Annotated in this window: 30 protein-coding genes; 1 reads left to right on the top strand and 29 read right to left on the bottom strand. The window is 46.1% G+C overall.

What is annotated here, in order from left to right:
* The first annotated feature begins 444 nt into the window (after window positions 1–444).
* Window positions 445–1,890, top strand: a complete 1,446-nt coding sequence (locus ACOJTG_RS10100) for an amidohydrolase (RefSeq protein WP_420153714.1) — start codon at window positions 445–447, stop codon at window positions 1,888–1,890.
* Between the two features lie 53 nt (window positions 1,891–1,943).
* Here the strand turns inward: ACOJTG_RS10100 and rplQ are convergent, their stop codons facing one another.
* The 29 genes from rplQ to rplC all read right to left on the bottom strand — a co-directional run bounded on the left by rplQ (window position 1,944) and on the right by rplC (window position 17,957).
* On the bottom strand, window positions 1,944–2,504 hold the full coding sequence (gene rplQ / locus ACOJTG_RS10105) for a 50S ribosomal protein L17 (RefSeq protein WP_102200246.1): 561 nt from the start codon (window positions 2,502–2,504) through the stop codon (window positions 1,944–1,946).
* Window positions 2,505–2,666: 162 nt separating this feature from the next.
* Window positions 2,667–3,656: a DNA-directed RNA polymerase subunit alpha gene (locus tag ACOJTG_RS10110; RefSeq protein WP_094816383.1), complete on the bottom strand. Its 990-nt coding sequence runs from the start codon at window positions 3,654–3,656 to the stop codon at window positions 2,667–2,669.
* Between the two features lie 140 nt (window positions 3,657–3,796).
* On the bottom strand, window positions 3,797–4,405 hold the full coding sequence (gene rpsD / locus ACOJTG_RS10115) for a 30S ribosomal protein S4 (RefSeq protein WP_420153715.1): 609 nt from the start codon (window positions 4,403–4,405) through the stop codon (window positions 3,797–3,799).
* 171 nt (window positions 4,406–4,576) lie between these two features.
* Window positions 4,577–4,972, bottom strand: coding sequence for a 30S ribosomal protein S11 (gene rpsK, locus ACOJTG_RS10120; protein WP_094816379.1), 396 nt, complete (start codon window positions 4,970–4,972; stop codon window positions 4,577–4,579).
* Between the two features lie 77 nt (window positions 4,973–5,049).
* The gene (gene rpsM / locus ACOJTG_RS10125) at window positions 5,050–5,427 is read right to left on the bottom strand and encodes a 30S ribosomal protein S13 (RefSeq protein ID WP_094816377.1); all 378 of its coding nucleotides are present in this window, start codon (window positions 5,425–5,427) and stop codon (window positions 5,050–5,052) included.
* A gap of 41 nt (window positions 5,428–5,468) precedes the next feature.
* Window positions 5,469–5,585 carry a type B 50S ribosomal protein L36 gene (gene ykgO, locus ACOJTG_RS10130; protein WP_094816375.1) on the bottom strand — a complete coding sequence of 39 codons (117 nt, stop codon included), beginning with the start codon at window positions 5,583–5,585 and terminating at the stop codon, window positions 5,469–5,471.
* A gap of 95 nt (window positions 5,586–5,680) precedes the next feature.
* On the bottom strand, window positions 5,681–5,899 hold the full coding sequence (gene infA / locus ACOJTG_RS10135; RefSeq protein ID WP_093200805.1) for a translation initiation factor IF-1: 219 nt from the start codon (window positions 5,897–5,899) through the stop codon (window positions 5,681–5,683).
* A gap of 57 nt (window positions 5,900–5,956) precedes the next feature.
* Window positions 5,957–6,748 carry a type I methionyl aminopeptidase gene (map, locus tag ACOJTG_RS10140; protein ID WP_094816373.1) on the bottom strand — a complete coding sequence of 264 codons (792 nt, stop codon included), beginning with the start codon at window positions 6,746–6,748 and terminating at the stop codon, window positions 5,957–5,959.
* A gap of 11 nt (window positions 6,749–6,759) precedes the next feature.
* Window positions 6,760–8,082, bottom strand: coding sequence for a preprotein translocase subunit SecY (gene secY / locus ACOJTG_RS10145; protein ID WP_094816371.1), 1,323 nt, complete (start codon window positions 8,080–8,082; stop codon window positions 6,760–6,762).
* 40 nt (window positions 8,083–8,122) lie between these two features.
* Window positions 8,123–8,569, bottom strand: coding sequence for a 50S ribosomal protein L15 (gene rplO, locus ACOJTG_RS10150; RefSeq protein WP_094816369.1), 447 nt, complete (start codon window positions 8,567–8,569; stop codon window positions 8,123–8,125).
* Window positions 8,570–8,618: 49 nt separating this feature from the next.
* A complete protein-coding gene (gene rpmD / locus ACOJTG_RS10155; protein WP_094816367.1) occupies window positions 8,619–8,798 on the bottom strand; it encodes a 50S ribosomal protein L30 in 180 nt (59 codons plus the stop codon).
* Window positions 8,799–8,874: 76 nt separating this feature from the next.
* The gene (gene rpsE, locus ACOJTG_RS10160) at window positions 8,875–9,387 is read right to left on the bottom strand and encodes a 30S ribosomal protein S5 (protein WP_094816365.1); all 513 of its coding nucleotides are present in this window, start codon (window positions 9,385–9,387) and stop codon (window positions 8,875–8,877) included.
* A gap of 12 nt (window positions 9,388–9,399) precedes the next feature.
* A complete protein-coding gene (gene rplR / locus ACOJTG_RS10165; protein ID WP_420153716.1) occupies window positions 9,400–9,747 on the bottom strand; it encodes a 50S ribosomal protein L18 in 348 nt (115 codons plus the stop codon).
* A gap of 87 nt (window positions 9,748–9,834) precedes the next feature.
* The gene (rplF, locus tag ACOJTG_RS10170; RefSeq protein WP_420153717.1) at window positions 9,835–10,389 is read right to left on the bottom strand and encodes a 50S ribosomal protein L6; all 555 of its coding nucleotides are present in this window, start codon (window positions 10,387–10,389) and stop codon (window positions 9,835–9,837) included.
* Window positions 10,390–10,462: 73 nt separating this feature from the next.
* Entirely contained in the window at window positions 10,463–10,858 is a 396-nt protein-coding gene (gene rpsH / locus ACOJTG_RS10175; protein ID WP_094816359.1) for a 30S ribosomal protein S8, read from the bottom strand.
* A gap of 76 nt (window positions 10,859–10,934) precedes the next feature.
* Entirely contained in the window at window positions 10,935–11,204 is a 270-nt protein-coding gene (gene rpsN / locus ACOJTG_RS10180) for a 30S ribosomal protein S14 (protein WP_094816357.1), read from the bottom strand.
* Window positions 11,205–11,266: 62 nt separating this feature from the next.
* Window positions 11,267–11,821, bottom strand: a complete 555-nt coding sequence (gene rplE / locus ACOJTG_RS10185; protein WP_094816355.1) for a 50S ribosomal protein L5 — start codon at window positions 11,819–11,821, stop codon at window positions 11,267–11,269.
* A gap of 67 nt (window positions 11,822–11,888) precedes the next feature.
* A complete protein-coding gene (gene rplX / locus ACOJTG_RS10190) occupies window positions 11,889–12,221 on the bottom strand; it encodes a 50S ribosomal protein L24 (RefSeq protein ID WP_094816353.1) in 333 nt (110 codons plus the stop codon).
* 30 nt (window positions 12,222–12,251) lie between these two features.
* On the bottom strand, window positions 12,252–12,620 hold the full coding sequence (gene rplN, locus ACOJTG_RS10195; RefSeq protein WP_094816351.1) for a 50S ribosomal protein L14: 369 nt from the start codon (window positions 12,618–12,620) through the stop codon (window positions 12,252–12,254).
* A 98-nt stretch (window positions 12,621–12,718) separates the two neighbouring features.
* Window positions 12,719–12,979 carry a 30S ribosomal protein S17 gene (gene rpsQ / locus ACOJTG_RS10200; protein ID WP_420153718.1) on the bottom strand — a complete coding sequence of 87 codons (261 nt, stop codon included), beginning with the start codon at window positions 12,977–12,979 and terminating at the stop codon, window positions 12,719–12,721.
* A gap of 38 nt (window positions 12,980–13,017) precedes the next feature.
* Window positions 13,018–13,200 (bottom strand): 50S ribosomal protein L29, encoded by a 183-nt coding sequence (gene rpmC, locus ACOJTG_RS10205; RefSeq protein WP_094816347.1) that lies wholly within the window; start codon window positions 13,198–13,200, stop codon window positions 13,018–13,020.
* Window positions 13,201–13,295: 95 nt separating this feature from the next.
* Window positions 13,296–13,721, bottom strand: a complete 426-nt coding sequence (gene rplP / locus ACOJTG_RS10210) for a 50S ribosomal protein L16 (protein ID WP_094816345.1) — start codon at window positions 13,719–13,721, stop codon at window positions 13,296–13,298.
* A gap of 54 nt (window positions 13,722–13,775) precedes the next feature.
* Window positions 13,776–14,669, bottom strand: coding sequence for a 30S ribosomal protein S3 (rpsC, locus tag ACOJTG_RS10215; RefSeq protein ID WP_420153719.1), 894 nt, complete (start codon window positions 14,667–14,669; stop codon window positions 13,776–13,778).
* A gap of 6 nt (window positions 14,670–14,675) precedes the next feature.
* Window positions 14,676–15,059 carry a 50S ribosomal protein L22 gene (rplV, locus tag ACOJTG_RS10220; RefSeq protein WP_094816341.1) on the bottom strand — a complete coding sequence of 128 codons (384 nt, stop codon included), beginning with the start codon at window positions 15,057–15,059 and terminating at the stop codon, window positions 14,676–14,678.
* 85 nt (window positions 15,060–15,144) lie between these two features.
* Complete coding sequence (gene rpsS, locus ACOJTG_RS10225) at window positions 15,145–15,423, bottom strand: 30S ribosomal protein S19 (protein ID WP_104709471.1); 279 nt, start codon at window positions 15,421–15,423, stop codon at window positions 15,145–15,147.
* On the bottom strand, window positions 15,423–16,247 hold the full coding sequence (gene rplB, locus ACOJTG_RS10230; protein ID WP_094816337.1) for a 50S ribosomal protein L2: 825 nt from the start codon (window positions 16,245–16,247) through the stop codon (window positions 15,423–15,425). The genes rpsS and rplB overlap by 1 nt, the downstream gene beginning before the upstream one ends.
* A gap of 84 nt (window positions 16,248–16,331) precedes the next feature.
* The gene (gene rplW, locus ACOJTG_RS10235; protein WP_094816335.1) at window positions 16,332–16,619 is read right to left on the bottom strand and encodes a 50S ribosomal protein L23; all 288 of its coding nucleotides are present in this window, start codon (window positions 16,617–16,619) and stop codon (window positions 16,332–16,334) included.
* Window positions 16,620–16,660: 41 nt separating this feature from the next.
* The gene (rplD, locus tag ACOJTG_RS10240; RefSeq protein ID WP_094816333.1) at window positions 16,661–17,287 is read right to left on the bottom strand and encodes a 50S ribosomal protein L4; all 627 of its coding nucleotides are present in this window, start codon (window positions 17,285–17,287) and stop codon (window positions 16,661–16,663) included.
* A gap of 52 nt (window positions 17,288–17,339) precedes the next feature.
* Complete coding sequence (gene rplC, locus ACOJTG_RS10245) at window positions 17,340–17,957, bottom strand: 50S ribosomal protein L3 (RefSeq protein ID WP_094816331.1); 618 nt, start codon at window positions 17,955–17,957, stop codon at window positions 17,340–17,342.
* Between the last annotated feature and the right edge of the window lie 50 nt (window positions 17,958–18,007).

Here is an 18,007-nt window from a genome sequence, read left to right on the forward strand (position 1 = left end):
CCTTGCTAGCCGGAAAGACAGACAAGGGCATTATGTGCTATTAGTTCTTTTACTGTACAAATTGGACAAAGATACTTCTTCTAGCCGAAAAGCTTTAAAGCTAAGCTCTTTAAAAAAGAAACTTTTAAGAAAAATAGTTCAGATCCGTTTGATTTTGGCACTAATTACTACTATTCAAATATGGAATTGAAGAAAACCGCTACCGCCGATTTAATCAAAATACTATTTCTCCCATCCGCTGCATTTACGAATAAATAGTCTCTATTTTTATTCGAAACGCCGATTCCGTTGCAAGTATCCATTGAGATCAGTATGATAGATCTTCCGATTTTCTCTCATTCAAAATAATAGCGTTGCTAGTAATGTGAGTGGAGGTAAGCTGTCTTTTCTTCCTCATGTATGATCTGATCTTTCCACTCCTATCGACTCAATTTCATCTCTCGTATGAAGAAGCGACCCTTTCTTACTCTTGGCCTACTTGCCCTTAGTATAGGTATCTCTCAGGCCCAATCCGATTCGCAGAAAGTCATTTCCAGCTTGCAGGACAAAACGGATTACTACGGAGCCATTTCCAAAAAAATCTGGGATTATGCCGAAGTAGGTTACCAGGAAACGAAAAGCTCCGCTCTGTTGCAGACTGAATTAAAGAAAGCAGCATTTAGCATTGAGTCAGGCGTGGCGGGTATTCCTACAGCTTTCATCGCTACCTACGGAAGTGGCAAGCCCGTCATTAGTATCCTGGCCGAATACGATGCCTTACCGGGTTTAGCTCAGGCAGCTACTCCCGAACGGAAGGTGATTGAAGGGCAACGGGCGGGTCATGCTTGTGGTCACCATTTGTTCGGTACAGGCTCATCAGCCGCCGCCATTGCTGTAAAAGACTGGCTGAAGCAATCCGGCAAAACGGGAACGATCAAGCTCATTGGAACGCCGGCAGAAGAAGGTGGTTCAGGTAAGGTATACATGGTTCGTGATGGCATTTTCAAGGATACCGACGTCGCTTTACATTGGCATCCGGGCGATGCGAATGCGGCCAATCCTTCGTCTTCCTTAGCTAACATTTCGGGTAAATTCAGATTTAAAGGGATCTCCGCCCACGCTGCTGCGGCTCCCGAACGCGGTCGTTCAGCCCTTGACGGCGTGGAAGCCATGAATGACATGGTCAACATGATGCGGGAACACATTCCGCAGGATACCCGAATCCATTACATCATTACGAAAGGGGGCGAAGCTCCTAACGTAGTACCCGATTTTGCGGAAGTATACTACTACGCCCGTCATAAAGACCGTAGTATCTTACAAAACGTCTGGAAACGCATCACTAAAGCCGCCGAAGGAGCCGCGTTGGGTACGGAGACCACGATGGAACTGGAAGTGATTGGTGGCGTGTATAATCTACTTTCGGTAGAGTCACTGGCTAGCCTCATGTACAAAAACCTTGAGCAGGTAGGAGGCTTCTCGTATACCGACGAAGAGAAGAAGTTTGCCGAAAAGCTTACCGAAAGCTTTGGAGCCTCATTCGGCTCTCTCCCAAAACCGGGTAGTGCTCAACAAATAGCTCCCTATTCAGCCGCCAGCCTATTGGGATCAGCCTCGACGGATGTAGGGGACGTAAGCTGGGTAGTTCCTACGGTAGGGATGACGGCGGCCACTTGGGTACCCGGTACGGCTCCGCATAGTTGGCAGGCCGTAGCAGCGGGTGGTACCAGCATTGGTATAAAGGGAATGATGGTCGCTGCCAAAACCCTTGCCTTAACGGCAATCGATCTTTACAATGATCCTGATTTAATGAAAAAAGCGAAAAAGGAATGGGAAGAATTGCGGGGTAAAAATTTCAAATACGAAGCTTTGTTGGGTGATCGAAAGCCCGCTCTAGATTACCGGAAGTAATACAAAAAAGGGTACTCACGGAATGTGAGTACCCTTTTAGACGTGAGAAAAGACTATTCTTCGTCTTTCTTTTCTTCTTCAGCAGCGGGAGCTTCAGGAGCCTGTTCTTCCGTTGCAGGAGCTTCAGTAGCGGCAGCGGCTACCGGCGTCGTTTCTACTACTTCAGCAGCAGGAACATCATCCGTAGTTTTCTTACCACCACGACGGCTACGACGAGTCGTTTTCTTTTCTTCTACTTCTTTCGCACTGTAAACTTCGTTGAAGTCAACCAGCTCGATCAAAGCTACCTCTGCGTTATCACCCAAACGGTTGCCCAATTTGATGATCCGCGTGTATCCACCAGGACGATCAGCAACTTTCTCAGCTACTGAACTGAACAATTCCTTAACGGCTTCTTTGCTCTGCAGGTAGCTAAATACGGTACGACGATTGTGTGTCGTATCTTCTTTCGCACGATTGATCAGAGGCTCAGCGTATTTACGAAGTTCTTTCGCTTTCGCTAAAGTCGTTTCAATCCGTTTGTGCAGGATCAAAGAAATGGTCAGGTTAGCTAACAGAGAGCTACGATGCGAAGCCTGACGGCCTAAGTGGTTAAATTTTTTCCCGTGTCTCATGGGAGTCGTAAGTTGCGGTCAGGACACCAGTTTGCAGCGATCTACTGCCCCACCTATTACGAATTGATTGAAAAAAACGATCGAGTGCTGCCAGTTCGATGGTTATAAAAAGTGCTTAGAAACTACAGCTAATGCCTTCGTTTCTAAGCACTTTCAAATATACTATTCTTCTTCTAGACGATACTTAGCTACGTCCATTCCGAAGTGAAGATTTTTATCTGCTACTAGTTGCTCCAGCTCAGTAAGCGATTTCTTACCGAAGTTGCGGAACTTCATCATGTCAGAAATTTCCAGTTTCACCAGATCACCCAATGAGCGAACGTCTGCTGATTTCAAGCAGTTGTACGCACGTACAGAAAGATCCAGATCCTGAAGAGGAGTTTTGAGTAATTTCCGCATGTGCAGGAATTCTTCATCTACTACGTTTTCTTCTTCAGGTTTAACCGTTTCGAAAGTCATCGTTTGATCGCTGAACAACATGAAGTGTTGAATCAAGATGTAAGCGGCTCCTTTCAAAGCGTCTTCCGGGTGGATTGAGCCATCGGTCATTACTTCAATGATCAATTTCTCGTAATCCGTACGTTGTTCCACGCGGAAGTTTTCGATGCTGTATTTTACGTTTTTGATAGGCGTATAAATCGCATCGATAGCAATATGACCGAAAGGTAATTCCGTCGTACGAGGTTCGTCAGCGGGAATATAACCACGGCCTTTTTCCAGAATCAACTCAATATCCAATTCCTTGGATTCGTCGATGTGGAGAAGTTCTAATTCAGGATTAAGAATCGTGAAATAAGGGGTAAACTTTTGGATATCACCGGCAGTGAGAACCTTTTGGTTTTTAACCTTCACGTTAATCTTATTATCCAGTACTTCCGAGGCTGCTTTGAAGCGAACCTGTTTCAGATTCAGAATAATATCAGTTACATCTTCCATGACACCTTCAATGGAAGAGAACTCATGCAATACTCCTGAGAATTTTACGCTTGTGATGGCGTAACCTTCCAGAGAGGAGAGCAGGATCCGACGGAGGGCATTGCCAATCGTGACACCGTAGCCCTTTTCCAAGGGCTTAAACTCAAATACACCGTGAAAGTCGTTGGCCTTTTCCATTACGACTTTGTCGGGCATTTGGAACGCGAGTATTGACATACGGATTGGGTTTTTAGCGTAATACTTGGATGGTAAACCTTGACGACGCAAAGGATTGAAGGATGGACCAACCCATCCTCCAATCCTTACTGGGAGAATCAAGGCTCTGGAAAAGTCCAGAGTAAATAAGATTTGGCTTACTACTTCGAATACAATTCGACGATTGCCTGCTCATTGAAGCTTTCCGGAATCTGATCGCGTTCAGGATAGCTAACGAATTTACCTTGTAAGTTAGACTGTTCCCATTCCAACCAGCTAAAACGCTTCGTGTTCCGGCCAGCCAAACTGTTTTGCACGGCTTCCAGAGATTTTGACTTTTCACGAACCGAGATCAATTGGCCTGGACGTAGGGAATAAGAAGGTACGTTCACGATTTCACCGTCAACAACGATGTGTTTGTGAACGACCAACTGACGAGCTGCCCGACGCGTCGGAGCGATACCTAAACGGTATACCGTGTTGTCCAGACGAGCTTCGCACAATTTCAGCAGGTTTTCACCCGTGATACCTTCACGAACGGCAGCTTTATGGAAAAGGTTTTCAAATTGTCTTTCCAGAATACCGTACGTATATTTTACCTTTTGCTTTTCTTGCAATTGGAGAGAATATTCAGACTTTTTACCCCGCTTACCCTTGCCATGTTGGCCGGGACCATAGTTTTTGCGAGAAACAGCCTTACCTCCACCGAGAACGGCTGCGTCGCCAAAACGACGGGAGATTTTTGCCTTAGGACCTGTATAACGTGCCATGAAAAATGAAATTGGAGAGGTTTGAAGCGGTATATACCCTTGTAACCTATTTCCTATATCTTTTGAGTTGTCGATTAGGACAAGGTGATTGGTTGATTAATGCTTCGGCCCGATACTGGTAATCACCAACCAGGGGTGCCTATCTCACTAAAAGTTAGAATTGTGTCGGTACTAGACGCGACGACGTTTGGGAGGACGGCAGCCATTGTGGGGCAGCGGAGTGATGTCCTTAATCAACGTTACTTCAATACCTGAACCTTGAATCGTACGAATCGCTGATTCACGGCCTGAACCGGGTCCTTTTACAAACACTTCAGCTTTACGCATTCCTGCTTCGTGAGCTACTTGAGCACAGTTAGCAGCGGCAACCTGAGCAGCATAAGGCGTGTTCTTTTTGGAACCCTTAAAGCCCATTTTACCAGCAGAAGCCCAAGAGATTACTTGACCTTGGTTATTGGTAATTGAAATAATGATGTTGTTAAACGTAGCTCGGATGTGAACCTGTCCAACTGGTTCTACCACTACGACCCGCTTTTTGGCTTTGTCTTTCCGTTTTGCCTGAGCCATTTCTGATGGAGTTTGAAACGTTCAAAGTTTAAAGTTTAAGGTTGACTTCATACCTCAAACCTTAAACTCTAAACTAATTATTTCGTTGCTTTCTTCTTGTTAGCAACCGTCTTACGCTTACCTTTCCGGGTACGAGAGTTGTTCTTCGTTTTCTGACCACGGAGCGGTAGTCCTTTCCGGTGACGCAGACCTCGGTAGCAACCAATATCCATCAAGCGCTTGATGTTCAATTGGATTTCTGACCGAAGTGGTCCTTCCGTTTTGTATTCACTGCTAATGACGTTACGGATAGCCGTAGATTCTTCGTCATTCCATTCGCCAGCTTTCTTGTCTACGCTTACGCCAGCTTTAGCTAAAATGGTGCGGGACAAACTACGGCCAATGCCGAAGATGTACGTGAGAGCGATTTCGCCCCGCTTTTTGTCGGGAATGTCTACCCCTGCAATACGAGCCATATTGGTCGGATAAGTTTTTGTACGCCCAAAATCGAGCGGGATTAACCTTGACGTTGTTTAAACTTAGGGTTTTTCTTGTTGATCACGAAGAGCTTTCCTTTGCGACGAATTACTTTGCAATCAGCACTACGCTTTTTGATCGAAGCTTTGACTTTCATCTTATTTCGAGTTTTCAGTTTTCAGCGGTTCAGCCGCTTCGGTTTCCAGTTACCAGTCACAGTAATTGAAAACTGTAAACTGCCAACTATCAACTTTACTTGTATCGGTAGGTAATACGAGCCTTTGATAAGTCATAAGGCGACATTTCCAAGCGAACCTTATCTCCAGGCAGAATTTTGATGTAGTGCATCCGCATTTTGCCGGAAATGTGAGCGATCACTTCATGCTTATTTTCGAGTTGTACCCGAAACATTGCATTCGATAATGCCTCCAGAATGATACCGTCCGTGGTTATAGAGCTTTGTTTGGCCATTTGTTTAGTTTAGAATAGGACTTTTAGAATTGAGAAGTACTCGCCCTATCCTTCCTATTATGCGATGGCCATACTACGTTCGGCCAGTACTTGCTCAATATATTCGAAAGTGGTCAAGATTTCGGCCTTTCCTTTACGAATAGCTACCGTGTGCTCAAAGTGAGCGGCCGGCTGCCGGTCCGTTGTACGAATGGTCCAACCATCTTTTTCCTGTACCACACTTCGTTTACCCAGGGTAATCATCGGTTCAATGGCAATAGTCATCCCTTCTTTGAGTTGGGGACCTTGACCTCTTCTTCCGAAATTAGGTACCTCCGGGCCTTCGTGAAGAAACTTACCTACGCCGTGTCCAACTAACTCTCGAACTACACCGTATCCAAATTGCTCCACATGACTTTGTACAGCATACCCAATGTCACCAATCCGATTCCCTGCTACTGCTTTATCAATACCCAGGTAAAGAGAATCATAGGTGCGTTTCAGTAGTTGTTTTACTTCGGGCTTAATTTCCCCCACTGGATAAGTAAAGGCACTATCCGAATGGTATCCATTCAAAAAAACCCCACAATCTACCGAAATAATATCTCCTTCTTTCAAGCGATACGCACTTGGAAAACCGTGTACGACCACCTCATTAACGGAAATACAAAGAGCAGCCGGAAAGTCATTATACCCTTTAAACGAAGGATGACCCTTATGATCCCGAATAAACTCTTCTGCTACACGATCCAGTTCCTTAGTTGTTACTCCTGGATTAATCAGTTTAGCAACCTCGGCGTGAGCCTTACCCAAAACCTGAGCACTGATTTTGATTAATTCAATCTCTTCGTCAGTTTTTAGATAAACCATCTTTCTGTGTATTAAATCGCAGAAACGCTTTCAGTCGTTCTGCCTTGCACGCGTCCTGATTTCATTAAGCCTTCGTAGCGACGCATTAGCAGGTAGCTTTCAATTTGTTGCAACGTATCCAGTACTACCCCTACTAAGATAAGTAAGGAGGTTCCACCGAAAAACTGTGCAAAGCCTTGAGAAATACCGAACAGGCGAGCAATCGCTGGCATTACTGCCACCAGAGCTAACATAATAGCTCCGGGTAAAGTAATACGGTCAAGAATCTGACCAATATATTCTGACGTTTCAAAACCAGGTTTAACACCAGGAATGAAACCGCCACTGCGTTTCATGTCGTCAGCAATCTGTTGCGGGTTTACTGAAATCGCCGTATAGAAATACGTAAATACAATAATCAAGAAACCAAACAACACATTATACTGCCAGTGATCATAGCTATTGAACGCTTGAGCAATCGACTGAGCCGTATCACTCTTTTCAGCAAAATAGCCCGCTACTAGACCCGGTACGAACATCAAAGCCTGAGCGAAAATGATGGGCATAACGCCTGCAGCATTCAACTTCAAGGGAATATACTGACGTTGTCCGCCTACTACCTTGTTTCCTACTACCTGCTTGGCATACTGTACCGGAATACGGCGAGTAGCTTGAGTAATAAGAACAGCACCCATTACAACAAAATATAGAGCAACAAGTTCAATTACGAATAATAAAGCTCCACCTGTACCTCTTGAGCCAGCTTCCTGAAGTAAAGCAACCGGAAAACGAGCTACGATACCAATCATAATCAGCAGCGAGATACCATTTCCAATTCCTTTATCAGTGATTCGCTCACCCATCCACATACAGAAGATTGTGCCCGAAATCAAAATAATTGTTGAGTAGATGGTAAACCAGCTTCGCTCAATCATTAAGGCTTCCGCCGGAATCTGTGATTGGGTATAGGCGATTGCCTGAGCCGTAGTAACGAAAATGGTTAGTACCCGAGTGATCTGGTTCAGCTTGCGGCGACCGGACTCCCCATCTTTCTGCATTTTCTGAAAATAAGGCAGTGCAATGGTCAACAGCTGAATTGCAATAGACGCCGAGATATAGGGCATAATACCCAGAGCAAAAATGGAAGCGTTTTGAAAAGCTCCTCCAGAGAAGGTGTTAATCAAATCTAGCAAACCATTTCCTTGGCCCTTAGGAAGTCGAGCCGGATCAATACCTGGCAGGACAATATATGAACCTATACGATAAACAGTAATAAACAACAGGGTGTTGAGGATCCGGCTACGGAGCTCCTCAATGGACCAAATGTTCTTGAGAGTAGTTATAAACTTGTTCATTCCAGCGAGGATTCAAATTCACCTGTCGTTCATCCGGAAACTAGACCGTAACTGCTTTACCACCGGCTTTTTCAATGGCTTCAACCGCCGTTTGCGAGAAGGCATGTACCTTCACTTCAACAGCTGATTTTACCTCACCGCGGTTCAGTACTTTCACCAGATCTTTTTTACCAACCAGGCCGTTGTTGTAAAGCAGTTCAATGTCTACTACAGTGGCATTAGTTTTCTCAACTAAAGACTGGATAGCGTCCAGATTGATTGCTTTGTAAGCTACGCGGCTCAGGTTATTAAAACCGAACTTAGGTACACGACGTTGCAAAGGCATCTGACCACCTTCGAAACCTCTTTTACTGCTGTAACCCGAACGAGACTGAGCCCCTTTATGTCCGCGAGCAGAAGTTGCTCCTTTACCAGAGCCTTGTCCGCGACCGACACGCTTACCTACTTTCGTAGAACCAGCGGCGGGTTTCAAATTGCTAAGATTCATTGTCGTATTGATTCAAAGTGAAAAGCGTTGCCGCCCCACACTGAGTTTCTTAGATTTCTTCCACTTGAATGAGGTGGTTCACTTTACGAATCATACCAGCGATGGCATCATTCAGCTCAACTTCCACACTCCGATTGATTTTGCCCAAACCTAGGGCTTTGATAGTACGCTTTTGGTTTTCAGGACGTTCAATCGTGCTACGAACCTGAGTAAGTTTAACCTTTGCCATTTCTTTAAAGTTCTCGGTTTTTAGTTCTTGGTTCTTAAGTTATGCTTAATTAACCAAGAACTAAGAACACTATGACTTATCCATTGAATACGGTTGTCAGTTTCACTCCACGTTGACGAGCTACTTCATGGGGAGCACGCATTTTCAGCAGAGCATCAACCGTAGCTTTTACTACGTTGTGAGGATTGGAAGAGCCTTTTGATTTCGCTAATACGTCGCGAATACCAGCACTTTCCAGAACGGCACGCATTGCACCACCAGCAATTACTCCAGTACCCGGAGCAGCAGGCTTCAGCAGTACGAAACCACCTGAAAATTTACCTTCCATATCGTGAGGTACCGTATGCTTCAACAAAGGAACTTGTACCACGTTTTTCTTGGCATCTTCAATTCCTTTAGCGATTGCGTCGGTTACTTCATTGGCTTTACCTAATCCGTAGCCTACTACGCCTTTGCCATCACCCACTACTACGATAGCTGAGAAGCTGAAGCGACGACCGCCTTTTACTACTTTAGCTACCCGGTTAATAGCAACAACACGTTCCTTTAACTCTGACTCGTTATACTTGGTAGGTCTGTTCGTTTGCATGATTCTTTGAAATTAGAATTGAAGGCCACCTTCGCGGGCTCCGTCAGCTAGTGCTTTTACTTTCCCGTGATACAGGTAACCGTTCCGGTCAAACACCACAGCTTCAATACCAGCGGCCTTAGCTAATTCGGCTACTTTCAAGCCTACTTGCTTAGCAGCTTCAACGTTGTTACCCTGTAAGCCTAATTCGAAAGAAGAAGAAGCGGCTACTGTTTTGCCAGCCTCGTCGTCGATTAGTTGGGCGTAAATACCTTTATTAGAGCGGAAGACCGTCAAACGAGGACGCACAGGCGTACCAGCCATGTTACTGCGAATGCTACGTTTGATCCGAAGCCGCCGGGAATCTTTAGTAGTTGCCATTGGAATTCAAATTGGTTGTGGATTACCGACCCACACGTTTGAGTATAGAAAGCTTCAAGCCATAGCCGAAGCTTTCTACTGGAAATATTATTTCTTACCAGCCGCTTTACCAGCTTTCCGACGCACGAATTCACCCGTGAAGCGAATACCTTTGCCTTTGTAAGGCTCAACCTTACGGAGAGACTTAATTTTGGCAGCGACTTGGCCGATTAGTTGCTTATCAATACCTTCCAAAACCACTTTAGGGTTTTGTCCTTTTTCCATCGCCGTTGTGATTTTCAACTCTTCAGGAATAGCGACGAAAATACTGTGTGAGTAACCCAAAGCCAGTTCCAGGATGTTTCCTTGGTTAGAAGCTTTGTAACCTACCCCAACGATTTCCATTTCGGTACGGTAGCCCGTGCTTACGCCGACTACCATATTGTTGATTAGGGCACGGTACAGACCGTGCAGAGCCTTATGGCGTTTTTGTTCCGTAGGGCGAACCACTTGTAACTCGCTACCTTCGATTTCTACCGTAATGTCTGGATCAATCGTTTGGCTCAATGTGCCTTTAGGTCCTTTTACAGTAACCTGGCTTTTATCGACCGTTACGCTAACTCCAGCAGGCAGGGTAATGATTTTTTTACCAATGCGTGACATGGTACTGAGTGTTAAAATGAATTAGCGGAGGTTTTCAGTGGTAAGATTGACCTCCGCTATTCCATTGGTTTAATTAATAAACGTAGCAAAGTACTTCGCCACCTACATTGAGGGTACGAGCTTCTTTGTCCGTCATAACTCCTTTTGACGTCGAAACAATTGCAATGCCTAAGCCGTTTAATACGCGGGGCAGCTCTTTCGAACCTGAGTATTTCCGGAGACCGGGTTTACTTACGCGAGTTAACTTAACAATAGCTGACTGTTTCGTCAGGGGATTGTATTTCAAAGCGACTTTGATGGTTCCTTGTACGGAAGCCTCTTCGTCAAATTTGTAACTTTGAATATAGCCTTTCTCAAAGAGAACTTTAGTAATCTCCTTCTTGAGATTGGAAGCCGGGATCTCGACGATTCTGTGGCGAGCCTTGATGGCATTCCGCAGACGGGTCAAGTAATCTGCAATCGGATCCATGAAAGAATATGATTTTGCTACGGGCCGCTTCAAAACGGCTCGCAAAATTAGAGAATCAAAATGGATACACCAAAAATTACCAGCTCGATTTTGTTACGCCCGGAATTTTTCCATCAGAAGCCATTTGACGGAACGTAACACGGCTGATACCGAACTTCCGCATGTACCCCCGAGGACGACCATTCAGCTTATCGCGGTTATGGAGACGTACAGGGGAAGCGTTACGGGGAAGTTTGTCAAGTCCGATGAAGTCACCGGCCTCTTTGAGGGCTTTGCGTTTAGCAGCGTACTTGGCTACCAGACGTTCGCGTTTCCGCTCTCTTGCTTTGACTGATTCTTTTGCCATTTTGTTTGCTTATAATTGGTCCCCGTCCTTTTCAGAAATCTGAAGTGACGGGGGATCAATAATTACTTTTTTTGTCCAGCAAAGGGCATTCCTAAAGCCTTCAGCAGTTCTAAGCTTTCAGCGTCAGTTTGTGCTGTAGTAACGAACGTAATGTCCATACCTGAGATTTTTTGTACTTTCTCAATCGAGATCTCAGGGAAGATGATTTGTTCTTTTACACCTAACGTGTAGTTACCACGGCCATCAAAGCCTTTGTCACTAATTCCTTTGAAGTCACGTACGCGAGGCAGAGCGATCGACGTCAGACGGTCCAGGAATTCGTACATTTTTTCGCCACGCAGCGTAACTTTCGCTCCGATGGGCATATTTTCACGAAGCTTGAAGTTAGAAATTGCTTTCTTAGAGATCGTGGCTACTGCTTTCTGACCAGAGATCGTAGATAATTCTTCTACCCCTACATCAACCAGCTTTTTATCTGCTACAGCAGCACCGATACCTTTGTTGATCACAATTTTTTCCAGTTTCGGTACTTGCATCACCGATTTGTACTGGAACTTCTCTTTCAAAGCAGAAACTACTTCGTCAAAGTACTTTTGTTTTAATCTGGGAGTTGCCATTGATGCGAATGGTTTGTGGATTTCCGACCCACTGTTTCGTGTTGACGGCAGCTAACCGTCAAGCTAGTTAAATAAGGTTACCGCTCTTTTTGCTGAAACGCTGAGACTTGCCCTTTTCGTTCAGTTTACGGCCGGTGCGGGAGGCTTCGTTCGTCTTCGGGTCTACCACCTTCAGGTTACTGATGTGGATGGGACTTTCGATTTCTTTGATTTCTCCCTGAGGGTTAGTCGCGGAAGGTTTCACGTGTTTCTTTACCAGATTCACACCTTCTACGATAGCCCGTTGCTTTTCGCGATCCACAGACTTGATAACGCCGGTTTTACCTTTAGCGTCACCGGCGATCACTAAAACCGTGTCACCGCTGCGAACGTGAAGCTTCACTTGCTTTTGCTTTTCCATTGTTTGATTTCGTACGATTATCCTGAGTGATTAAAGCACTTCAGGAGCCAGCGAAACAATTTTCATGAATTGCTTTTCACGCAATTCGCGAGCAACTGGTCCGAAGATCCGAGTTCCACGCGGTTCGTCCTGGTTGTTTAGAAGTACGACGGCGTTATCTTCAAAACGGATATAAGATCCGTCTTTCCGGCGAATTTCTTTTTTCGTACGAACCACTACGGCTTTAGACACCGTTCCCTTCTTCATGTTCGAAGAGGAGAGGGCTTGTTTTACGGTTACTACGACTTTGTCGCCGATAGATGCGTAACGCTTGCCCGTACCGCCCAACACGCGGATTACGAGTACCTCTTTGGCACCGCTATTATCCGCTACGCTACATCTAGATTCTTGCTGAAGCATGTCTTTGCTGAGATTTCAGTTTCGTTTTCAGTTTCCGCTTGTTAGTTTAGCTATCTGCTAATCATCAAAAACGGAAACCGATCCCTACTCCTGCCTGATTACTTGGCTTTTTCGATGATTTCCACCAAACGCCACCGTTTGTTTTTAGACAAGGGACGGGTTTCCATCACTTTGATCGTATCACCGACGCCACAATCGTTGTTTTCGTCGTGTACCATCAATTTGGTCGTTTTCTTTTGGAACTTACCGTAGATTGGGTGCTTCACCTTCCGCTCGACGGTAATTACCACCGACTTATCCATGCCGCTGGATACCACCCGACCAAATCTGACTTTTCTGAGCTTACGTTCTACTTCCATTGATTCGGAATTTGCTTTGTGCCCGTATCGGGCAATGACTAGCGAGCGTTAAGTTCGGTCAACAACCGGGCGATAAGCTTACGGGAGGTCCGAATACGCAACGGATTTTCGATTGGAGAAATAGCATGAGCAAATTTGAGACGGCTCAATGCATCTTTTTCCTGGGCAATTTGCTGACGGATTTCTTCCGTACTCAAAGCCCGAATGTCTTTGATTTTCATTACTGCTATAATTTGAAAACTTGAAAAGGGCTAATTTGAAAATCGTAGTATTCGACTAGAACCATTTCAAATTGTCGAATTATCAAATCCTCAAATTAGTTAGCTTCCTGGTAATCCCGGCGAACTACGAATTTCGTCCGTAAGGGCAACTTTTGAGCTGCTAAACGGAGAGCTTCCTGAGCCAGTTCCAGAGGTACACCCGTTGATTCAAATAGAATTGTTCCGGGTTTCACGTTGGCTACCCAATATTCGGGAGCACCTTTCCCTTTACCCATCCGTACCTCTGCAGGCTTCTTCGTAATAGGCTTATCGGGGAAAATACGAATCCATACTTGTCCTTCCCGTTTCATTGCACGGGTAACAGCGATACGAGCCGCTTCAATCTGGCGAGCCGTAATACGGCCGGGCTCCAGCGATTTAATTGCAAATGAGCCGAAGGAAATCTCATGGCCCCGCGTTGCAAGACCCTTGATCCGACCTTTCTGCTGTTTGCGGAATTTGGTTCTTCTCGGTTGTAACATGATCGTTGAGTTCTTTAGAGTCTGAAGCCCTAGTAACTAGGGCTTGCAATCTAATTAGCGACGTCCTCCTGGGCCACCGCCACGGTTTCCACCACCTTGGCCACCACGGTTGTTGTTTCCACCACGGTTTGCACCGCCTTGGCCACCACGGTTGTTGTTTCCGCGTCCACGGTCACCACCGCCTTCACCACCACGACCCCGACGGTTACCACCATCGCGATCATCTCCACCACGACCGCCACGACGATCGCCGCGATCAGAACCTCCACGAGCTTCAGCACCACCGGCGTTCAAACCAGCGTTAACTACTGAAAGATCACGCTTACCGTATACTTCTCCTTTGAAGACCCAGATCTTGATACCGATCTTTCCGTATACTGTTTGAGCTTCTGAAATAGCGTAGTCGATGTCAGCACGGAGCGTATGCAGAGGGACACGTCCTTCTTTGTACTCTTCCGTACGAGCCATTTCAGCTCCACCTAAACGGCCTGACAAGCGAACTTTGATTCCCTGTGCTCCTACCCGCATGGCTGAAGCAATCGCTTGCTTCATGGCACGACGGAAAGAGATACGGGCTTCCAGTTGTTGAGCGATCGTTTCACCAACGAGTTTCGCATCTACTTCTGGACGCTTGATCTCGAAGATATTGATCTGAACATCTTTGCCAGTCAATTTCTTGAGCTCTTCTTTGATTTTATCAACTTCGTTACCGCCTTTACCGATAACCACGCCCGGACGAGCCGTGTTGATGGTTAGCGTTACCCGTTTCAGCGTACGCTCGATGATTACTTTCGAGATCGCACCTTTAGGAATACGAGCAGCAATATATTTACGAATCGTTTCGTCTTCTACCAGCTTTTCAGCGAAGTTCTTTCCACCGTACCAGTTGGATTCCCAACCACGTACAATACCCAGACGAAGACCTACGGGGTTTACCTTTTGTCCCATGGTGTGTTACGCTTCCGTGTTTTCGGTTTTAGTTTCTTCTGCCTTGGCTTTGCTAGCTACAACAAGCGTTACGTGATTCGAACGCTTCCGTACCCGATATGCACGGCCCTGAGGAGCCGGACGAAGACGTTTCAGGAAAGGACCGCCATCTACGAAAATAGTTTTTACGTATAGGTCAGCATCTTCCAGCTTCACTTCTTCGCCGAATTTCTCCTGCCAGTTTGCAATTGCCGACAGCAGCAACTTTTCCAGACGCGGAGAGCCCGACTTAGGCTGATATTTTAAAATCGCCAATGCCTTGTTTACTTTCTGGCCGCGAATCAGATCGGCAACCAGTCGCATTTTCTGGGGCGACGTCGGGACGTTATTAAGTTTTGCGATTGCTTCCATTACTAAGTTGTCAGTTTGTTGTTCTTAGTTTTCAGTTACCAGCGATACGCATCCGTCAACTGAAGACTGCCAACTGTAAACTGGTTTATCGTTTTCCTTTGTCCTTTTTAGCGACGTGGCCACGGAAGTTGCGGGTCGGGGCAAACTCGCCCAGTTTATGACCTACCATGTTTTCCGTCACGTACACGGGGATAAACTTGTTACCGTTATGCACGGCGAAAGTGTGACCCACGAAATCAGGAGAAATCATCGACCGACGCGACCAGGTTTTAATAACCGATTTCTTGCCTGACCCATTCATTACCTCCACTTTATTGGAGAGGCGAAAATCAATATAGGGGCCTTTTTTGAGTGAACGTGCCATTATTTCTTCCGCTTGCTAATGATTAACTTGTTGGATGCCTTCTTCTTGTCGCGAGTTTTCTTACCTTTCGCTAACAGACCCTTACGTGAACGTGGGTGTCCTCCAGAAGCCCGGCCTTCACCACCACCCATCGGGTGATCAACTGGGTTCATTGCTACACCACGAACGCGGGGACGACGACCTAACCAACGACGGCGACCTGCTTTACCCAGGCTTTCATTCATGTGGTCGGCATTCGATACTGAACCTACGGTTGCAATACCTGAACCCAGTACCATACGGGTTTCGCCTGAGGGAAGTCGCAGAATTACGTATTTCGATTCACGTCCTACAATTTGAGCGTACGTACCAGCACTACGGGCCATTTGACCACCTTTGCCGGGCTTCAACTCAATGTTGTGAACAATCGTACCGATGGGCAGAGCCATCAGAGGAGATGCGTTACCTACTTCAGGAGCTACGCCTTCACCAGCTACAATCGTCTGACCTACGGTCAAACCTTGGGGAGCGATGATATAGCGTTTTTCGCCATCTGCGTATTGAACTAACGCAATACGAGCCGAACGGTTAGGATCGTACTCGATCGTTTTTACTTCTGCTGAAACGCCTTGTTTATCGCGTTTGAAATCGATAATCCGGTATTTACGCTTGTGTCCACCACCGATGTAACGCATCGCACGGCGACCCTGATCGTTACGACCACCTGATTTTTTCAGAGGCTCTAAGAGGCTCTTCTCAGGTTTGCTAGCCGTAATTTCGTTAAACGTCGGGGCCGAACGAAAGCGGGTTCCCGGCGTAACAGGCTTCAACTTCTTGATTGCCATTGGATTAATTGCTACGGTCAGGCTATGTCCTCCACTGCCAGCCTAACCTGTTCAAAACGCATCCTGGAGGAGGGGGATGTTGAATTAAATGCCTTGATAGAAATCGATTACTTCACCTTCGGCAACAGTAACGATCGCTCTCTTCTTGGTGGAAGTAAAGCCAGCCGTGATTTTGGTACGCGTGCTACGAGATTTTTTCTTCCCGATTTGACGAACCGTATTCACTGACTCAACCTTCACACCGTACATTTTTTCGATGGCCTTCTTAATCTCGACCTTGTTGGCCGTAAGAGCCACTTCGAAGCCGTACTTTCCTTGCTCGTTCTGAGCCGTTGACTTTTCAGTCAGGAGCGGGCGAATGATGATGCTCATAATCTTTTGTCGTTAATCTCCAGGCCTTTCGGACCAACGGATTAGTTCAATAATGCTTCGATTTTCTCTAACGCTCCTTCAGCAATGATCAAACGATCGGCATTCAGTAAAGCGTAGGTAGTCAACTGATCTGCGGGCAGCACGTTGGCTTTAGGCAGATTCCGAGCTGACAGAAATACATTGTTGTCAGCCGTCGGCAGAACTAGCAGGGTTTTCGTTTCACCCGCCTGGAAGGCGTTTAGAACCGAAATGTATTGCTTGGTCTTAGGAGAATCGAAAGTGAAGTTTTCGACAACGGTTACTACGCCGTCTTTCGCTTTAGAAGCCAGAGCTGATTTACGAGCCAGGCTTTTCACTTTCTTATTCAGTTTGAAGGAGTAATCGCGGGGCTTAGGACCGAATACGCGAGCACCACCTTTGAAAATGTTAGCTTTGAAAGAACCGTGACGAGCTCCGCCGGTACCCTTCTGACGCATCAGTTTGCGGGTTGAGCGGGAAACTTCCCAACGTTCTTTAGCTTTATGCGTACCCTGACGCTGATTAGCCAAGTATTGCTTTACGTCGAGCCACATTACGTGCTCGTTAGGCTCAATTGCAAACACGTCCTCAGACAGTGTTACTTTCTTCGCCGTTTCTTGGCCTTGAATATTAAATACGGACAGTTCCATTTCTTGTCAAGTGCTACGTTGAGTAAAAGCGAGTGTGAATACTCACACCAACCTATTTCTCAAGAATTACAAATGAATTTTTGGCACCCGGAACTGAACCGCTGATCACGATCAGGTTTTGCTCAGGATACACTTTAAGTACTTGCAGGTTTTGGATTTTAACGCGGTTGTTACCCATCCGACCTGCCATGCGAAGGCCTTTGAATACCCGTGAAGGGAAAGAACAGGCACCAATCGAACCCGGGTGACGCTGACGGTTGTGCTGACCGTGCGTTTGACCGCCTACCCCACCAAAACCGTGACGTTTTACAACGCCTTGGAAACCACGACCTTTAGCCGTACCGATTGCATCGATGAATTCACCTTCAGCAAACAGCGTAGAATCGATCGTATCGCCTAAATTCAGTGATTGTTCAAAAGTTTTGAACTCTACTAACTTCCGCTTGGGAGTTGTACCGGCCTTTTTGAAGTGACCAGCCAGCGGCTTGGAAGTGTTTTTCTCTTTTTTCTCGCCGAAACCTAACTGAACAGCTTGGTAGCCATCCGTTTCGACGGTCTTTACTTGCGTCACGACGCAGGGACCGGCTTCAATCAGCGTACAAGCTACGGCAGAACCGTCAGCGTTGTAGAGGCTGGTCATGCCAATTTTCTTCCCAATAATACCAGACATCTTCTTGATTTTTAATTGGTTATCAGCTCTCCCACCTGGGGGCCTCAGAA

It is taken from the genome of Siphonobacter sp., assembly GCF_048595215.1.
Lineage (GTDB): Bacteria > Bacteroidota > Bacteroidia > Cytophagales > Spirosomataceae > Siphonobacter.

Excerpts from the sequence above, each read along its gene's own strand:
- ACOJTG_RS10100 (WP_420153714.1), top strand. The coding sequence starts at position 445 with ATGAAGAAGCGACCCTTTCTTACTCTTGGCCTACTTGCCCTTAGTATA.
- rplQ (WP_102200246.1), bottom strand. The coding sequence starts at position 2,504 with ATGAGACACGGGAAAAAATTTAACCACTTAGGCCGTCAGGCTTCGCAT.
- ACOJTG_RS10110 (WP_094816383.1), bottom strand. The coding sequence starts at position 3,656 with ATGTCAATACTCGCGTTCCAAATGCCCGACAAAGTCGTAATGGAAAAG.
- rpsD (WP_420153715.1), bottom strand. The coding sequence starts at position 4,405 with ATGGCACGTTATACAGGTCCTAAGGCAAAAATCTCCCGTCGTTTTGGC.
- rpsK (WP_094816379.1), bottom strand. The coding sequence starts at position 4,972 with ATGGCTCAGGCAAAACGGAAAGACAAAGCCAAAAAGCGGGTCGTAGTG.
- rpsM (WP_094816377.1), bottom strand. The coding sequence starts at position 5,427 with ATGGCTCGTATTGCAGGGGTAGACATTCCCGACAAAAAGCGGGGCGAA.
- ykgO (WP_094816375.1), bottom strand. The coding sequence starts at position 5,585 with ATGAAAGTCAAAGCTTCGATCAAAAAGCGTAGTGCTGATTGCAAAGTA.
- infA (WP_093200805.1), bottom strand. The coding sequence starts at position 5,899 with ATGGCCAAACAAAGCTCTATAACCACGGACGGTATCATTCTGGAGGCA.
- map (WP_094816373.1), bottom strand. The coding sequence starts at position 6,748 with ATGGTTTATCTAAAAACTGACGAAGAGATTGAATTAATCAAAATCAGT.
- secY (WP_094816371.1), bottom strand. The coding sequence starts at position 8,082 with ATGAACAAGTTTATAACTACTCTCAAGAACATTTGGTCCATTGAGGAG.
- rplO (WP_094816369.1), bottom strand. The coding sequence starts at position 8,569 with ATGAATCTTAGCAATTTGAAACCCGCCGCTGGTTCTACGAAAGTAGGT.
- rpmD (WP_094816367.1), bottom strand. The coding sequence starts at position 8,798 with ATGGCAAAGGTTAAACTTACTCAGGTTCGTAGCACGATTGAACGTCCT.
- rpsE (WP_094816365.1), bottom strand. The coding sequence starts at position 9,387 with ATGCAAACGAACAGACCTACCAAGTATAACGAGTCAGAGTTAAAGGAA.
- rplR (WP_420153716.1), bottom strand. The coding sequence starts at position 9,747 with ATGGCAACTACTAAAGATTCCCGGCGGCTTCGGATCAAACGTAGCATT.
- rplF (WP_420153717.1), bottom strand. The coding sequence starts at position 10,389 with ATGTCACGCATTGGTAAAAAAATCATTACCCTGCCTGCTGGAGTTAGC.
- rpsH (WP_094816359.1), bottom strand. The coding sequence starts at position 10,858 with ATGGATCCGATTGCAGATTACTTGACCCGTCTGCGGAATGCCATCAAG.
- rpsN (WP_094816357.1), bottom strand. The coding sequence starts at position 11,204 with ATGGCAAAAGAATCAGTCAAAGCAAGAGAGCGGAAACGCGAACGTCTG.
- rplE (WP_094816355.1), bottom strand. The coding sequence starts at position 11,821 with ATGGCAACTCCCAGATTAAAACAAAAGTACTTTGACGAAGTAGTTTCT.
- rplX (WP_094816353.1), bottom strand. The coding sequence starts at position 12,221 with ATGGAAAAGCAAAAGCAAGTGAAGCTTCACGTTCGCAGCGGTGACACG.
- rplN (WP_094816351.1), bottom strand. The coding sequence starts at position 12,620 with ATGCTTCAGCAAGAATCTAGATGTAGCGTAGCGGATAATAGCGGTGCC.
- rpsQ (WP_420153718.1), bottom strand. The coding sequence starts at position 12,979 with ATGGAAGTAGAACGTAAGCTCAGAAAAGTCAGATTTGGTCGGGTGGTA.
- rpmC (WP_094816347.1), bottom strand. The coding sequence starts at position 13,200 with ATGAAAATCAAAGACATTCGGGCTTTGAGTACGGAAGAAATCCGTCAG.
- rplP (WP_094816345.1), bottom strand. The coding sequence starts at position 13,721 with ATGTTACAACCGAGAAGAACCAAATTCCGCAAACAGCAGAAAGGTCGG.
- rpsC (WP_420153719.1), bottom strand. The coding sequence starts at position 14,669 with ATGGGACAAAAGGTAAACCCCGTAGGTCTTCGTCTGGGTATTGTACGT.
- rplV (WP_094816341.1), bottom strand. The coding sequence starts at position 15,059 with ATGGAAGCAATCGCAAAACTTAATAACGTCCCGACGTCGCCCCAGAAA.
- rpsS (WP_104709471.1), bottom strand. The coding sequence starts at position 15,423 with ATGGCACGTTCACTCAAAAAAGGCCCCTATATTGATTTTCGCCTCTCC.
- rplB (WP_094816337.1), bottom strand. The coding sequence starts at position 16,247 with ATGGCAATCAAGAAGTTGAAGCCTGTTACGCCGGGAACCCGCTTTCGT.
- rplW (WP_094816335.1), bottom strand. The coding sequence starts at position 16,619 with ATGAGCATCATCATTCGCCCGCTCCTGACTGAAAAGTCAACGGCTCAG.
- rplD (WP_094816333.1), bottom strand. The coding sequence starts at position 17,287 with ATGGAACTGTCCGTATTTAATATTCAAGGCCAAGAAACGGCGAAGAAA.
- rplC (WP_094816331.1), bottom strand. The coding sequence starts at position 17,957 with ATGTCTGGTATTATTGGGAAGAAAATTGGCATGACCAGCCTCTACAAC.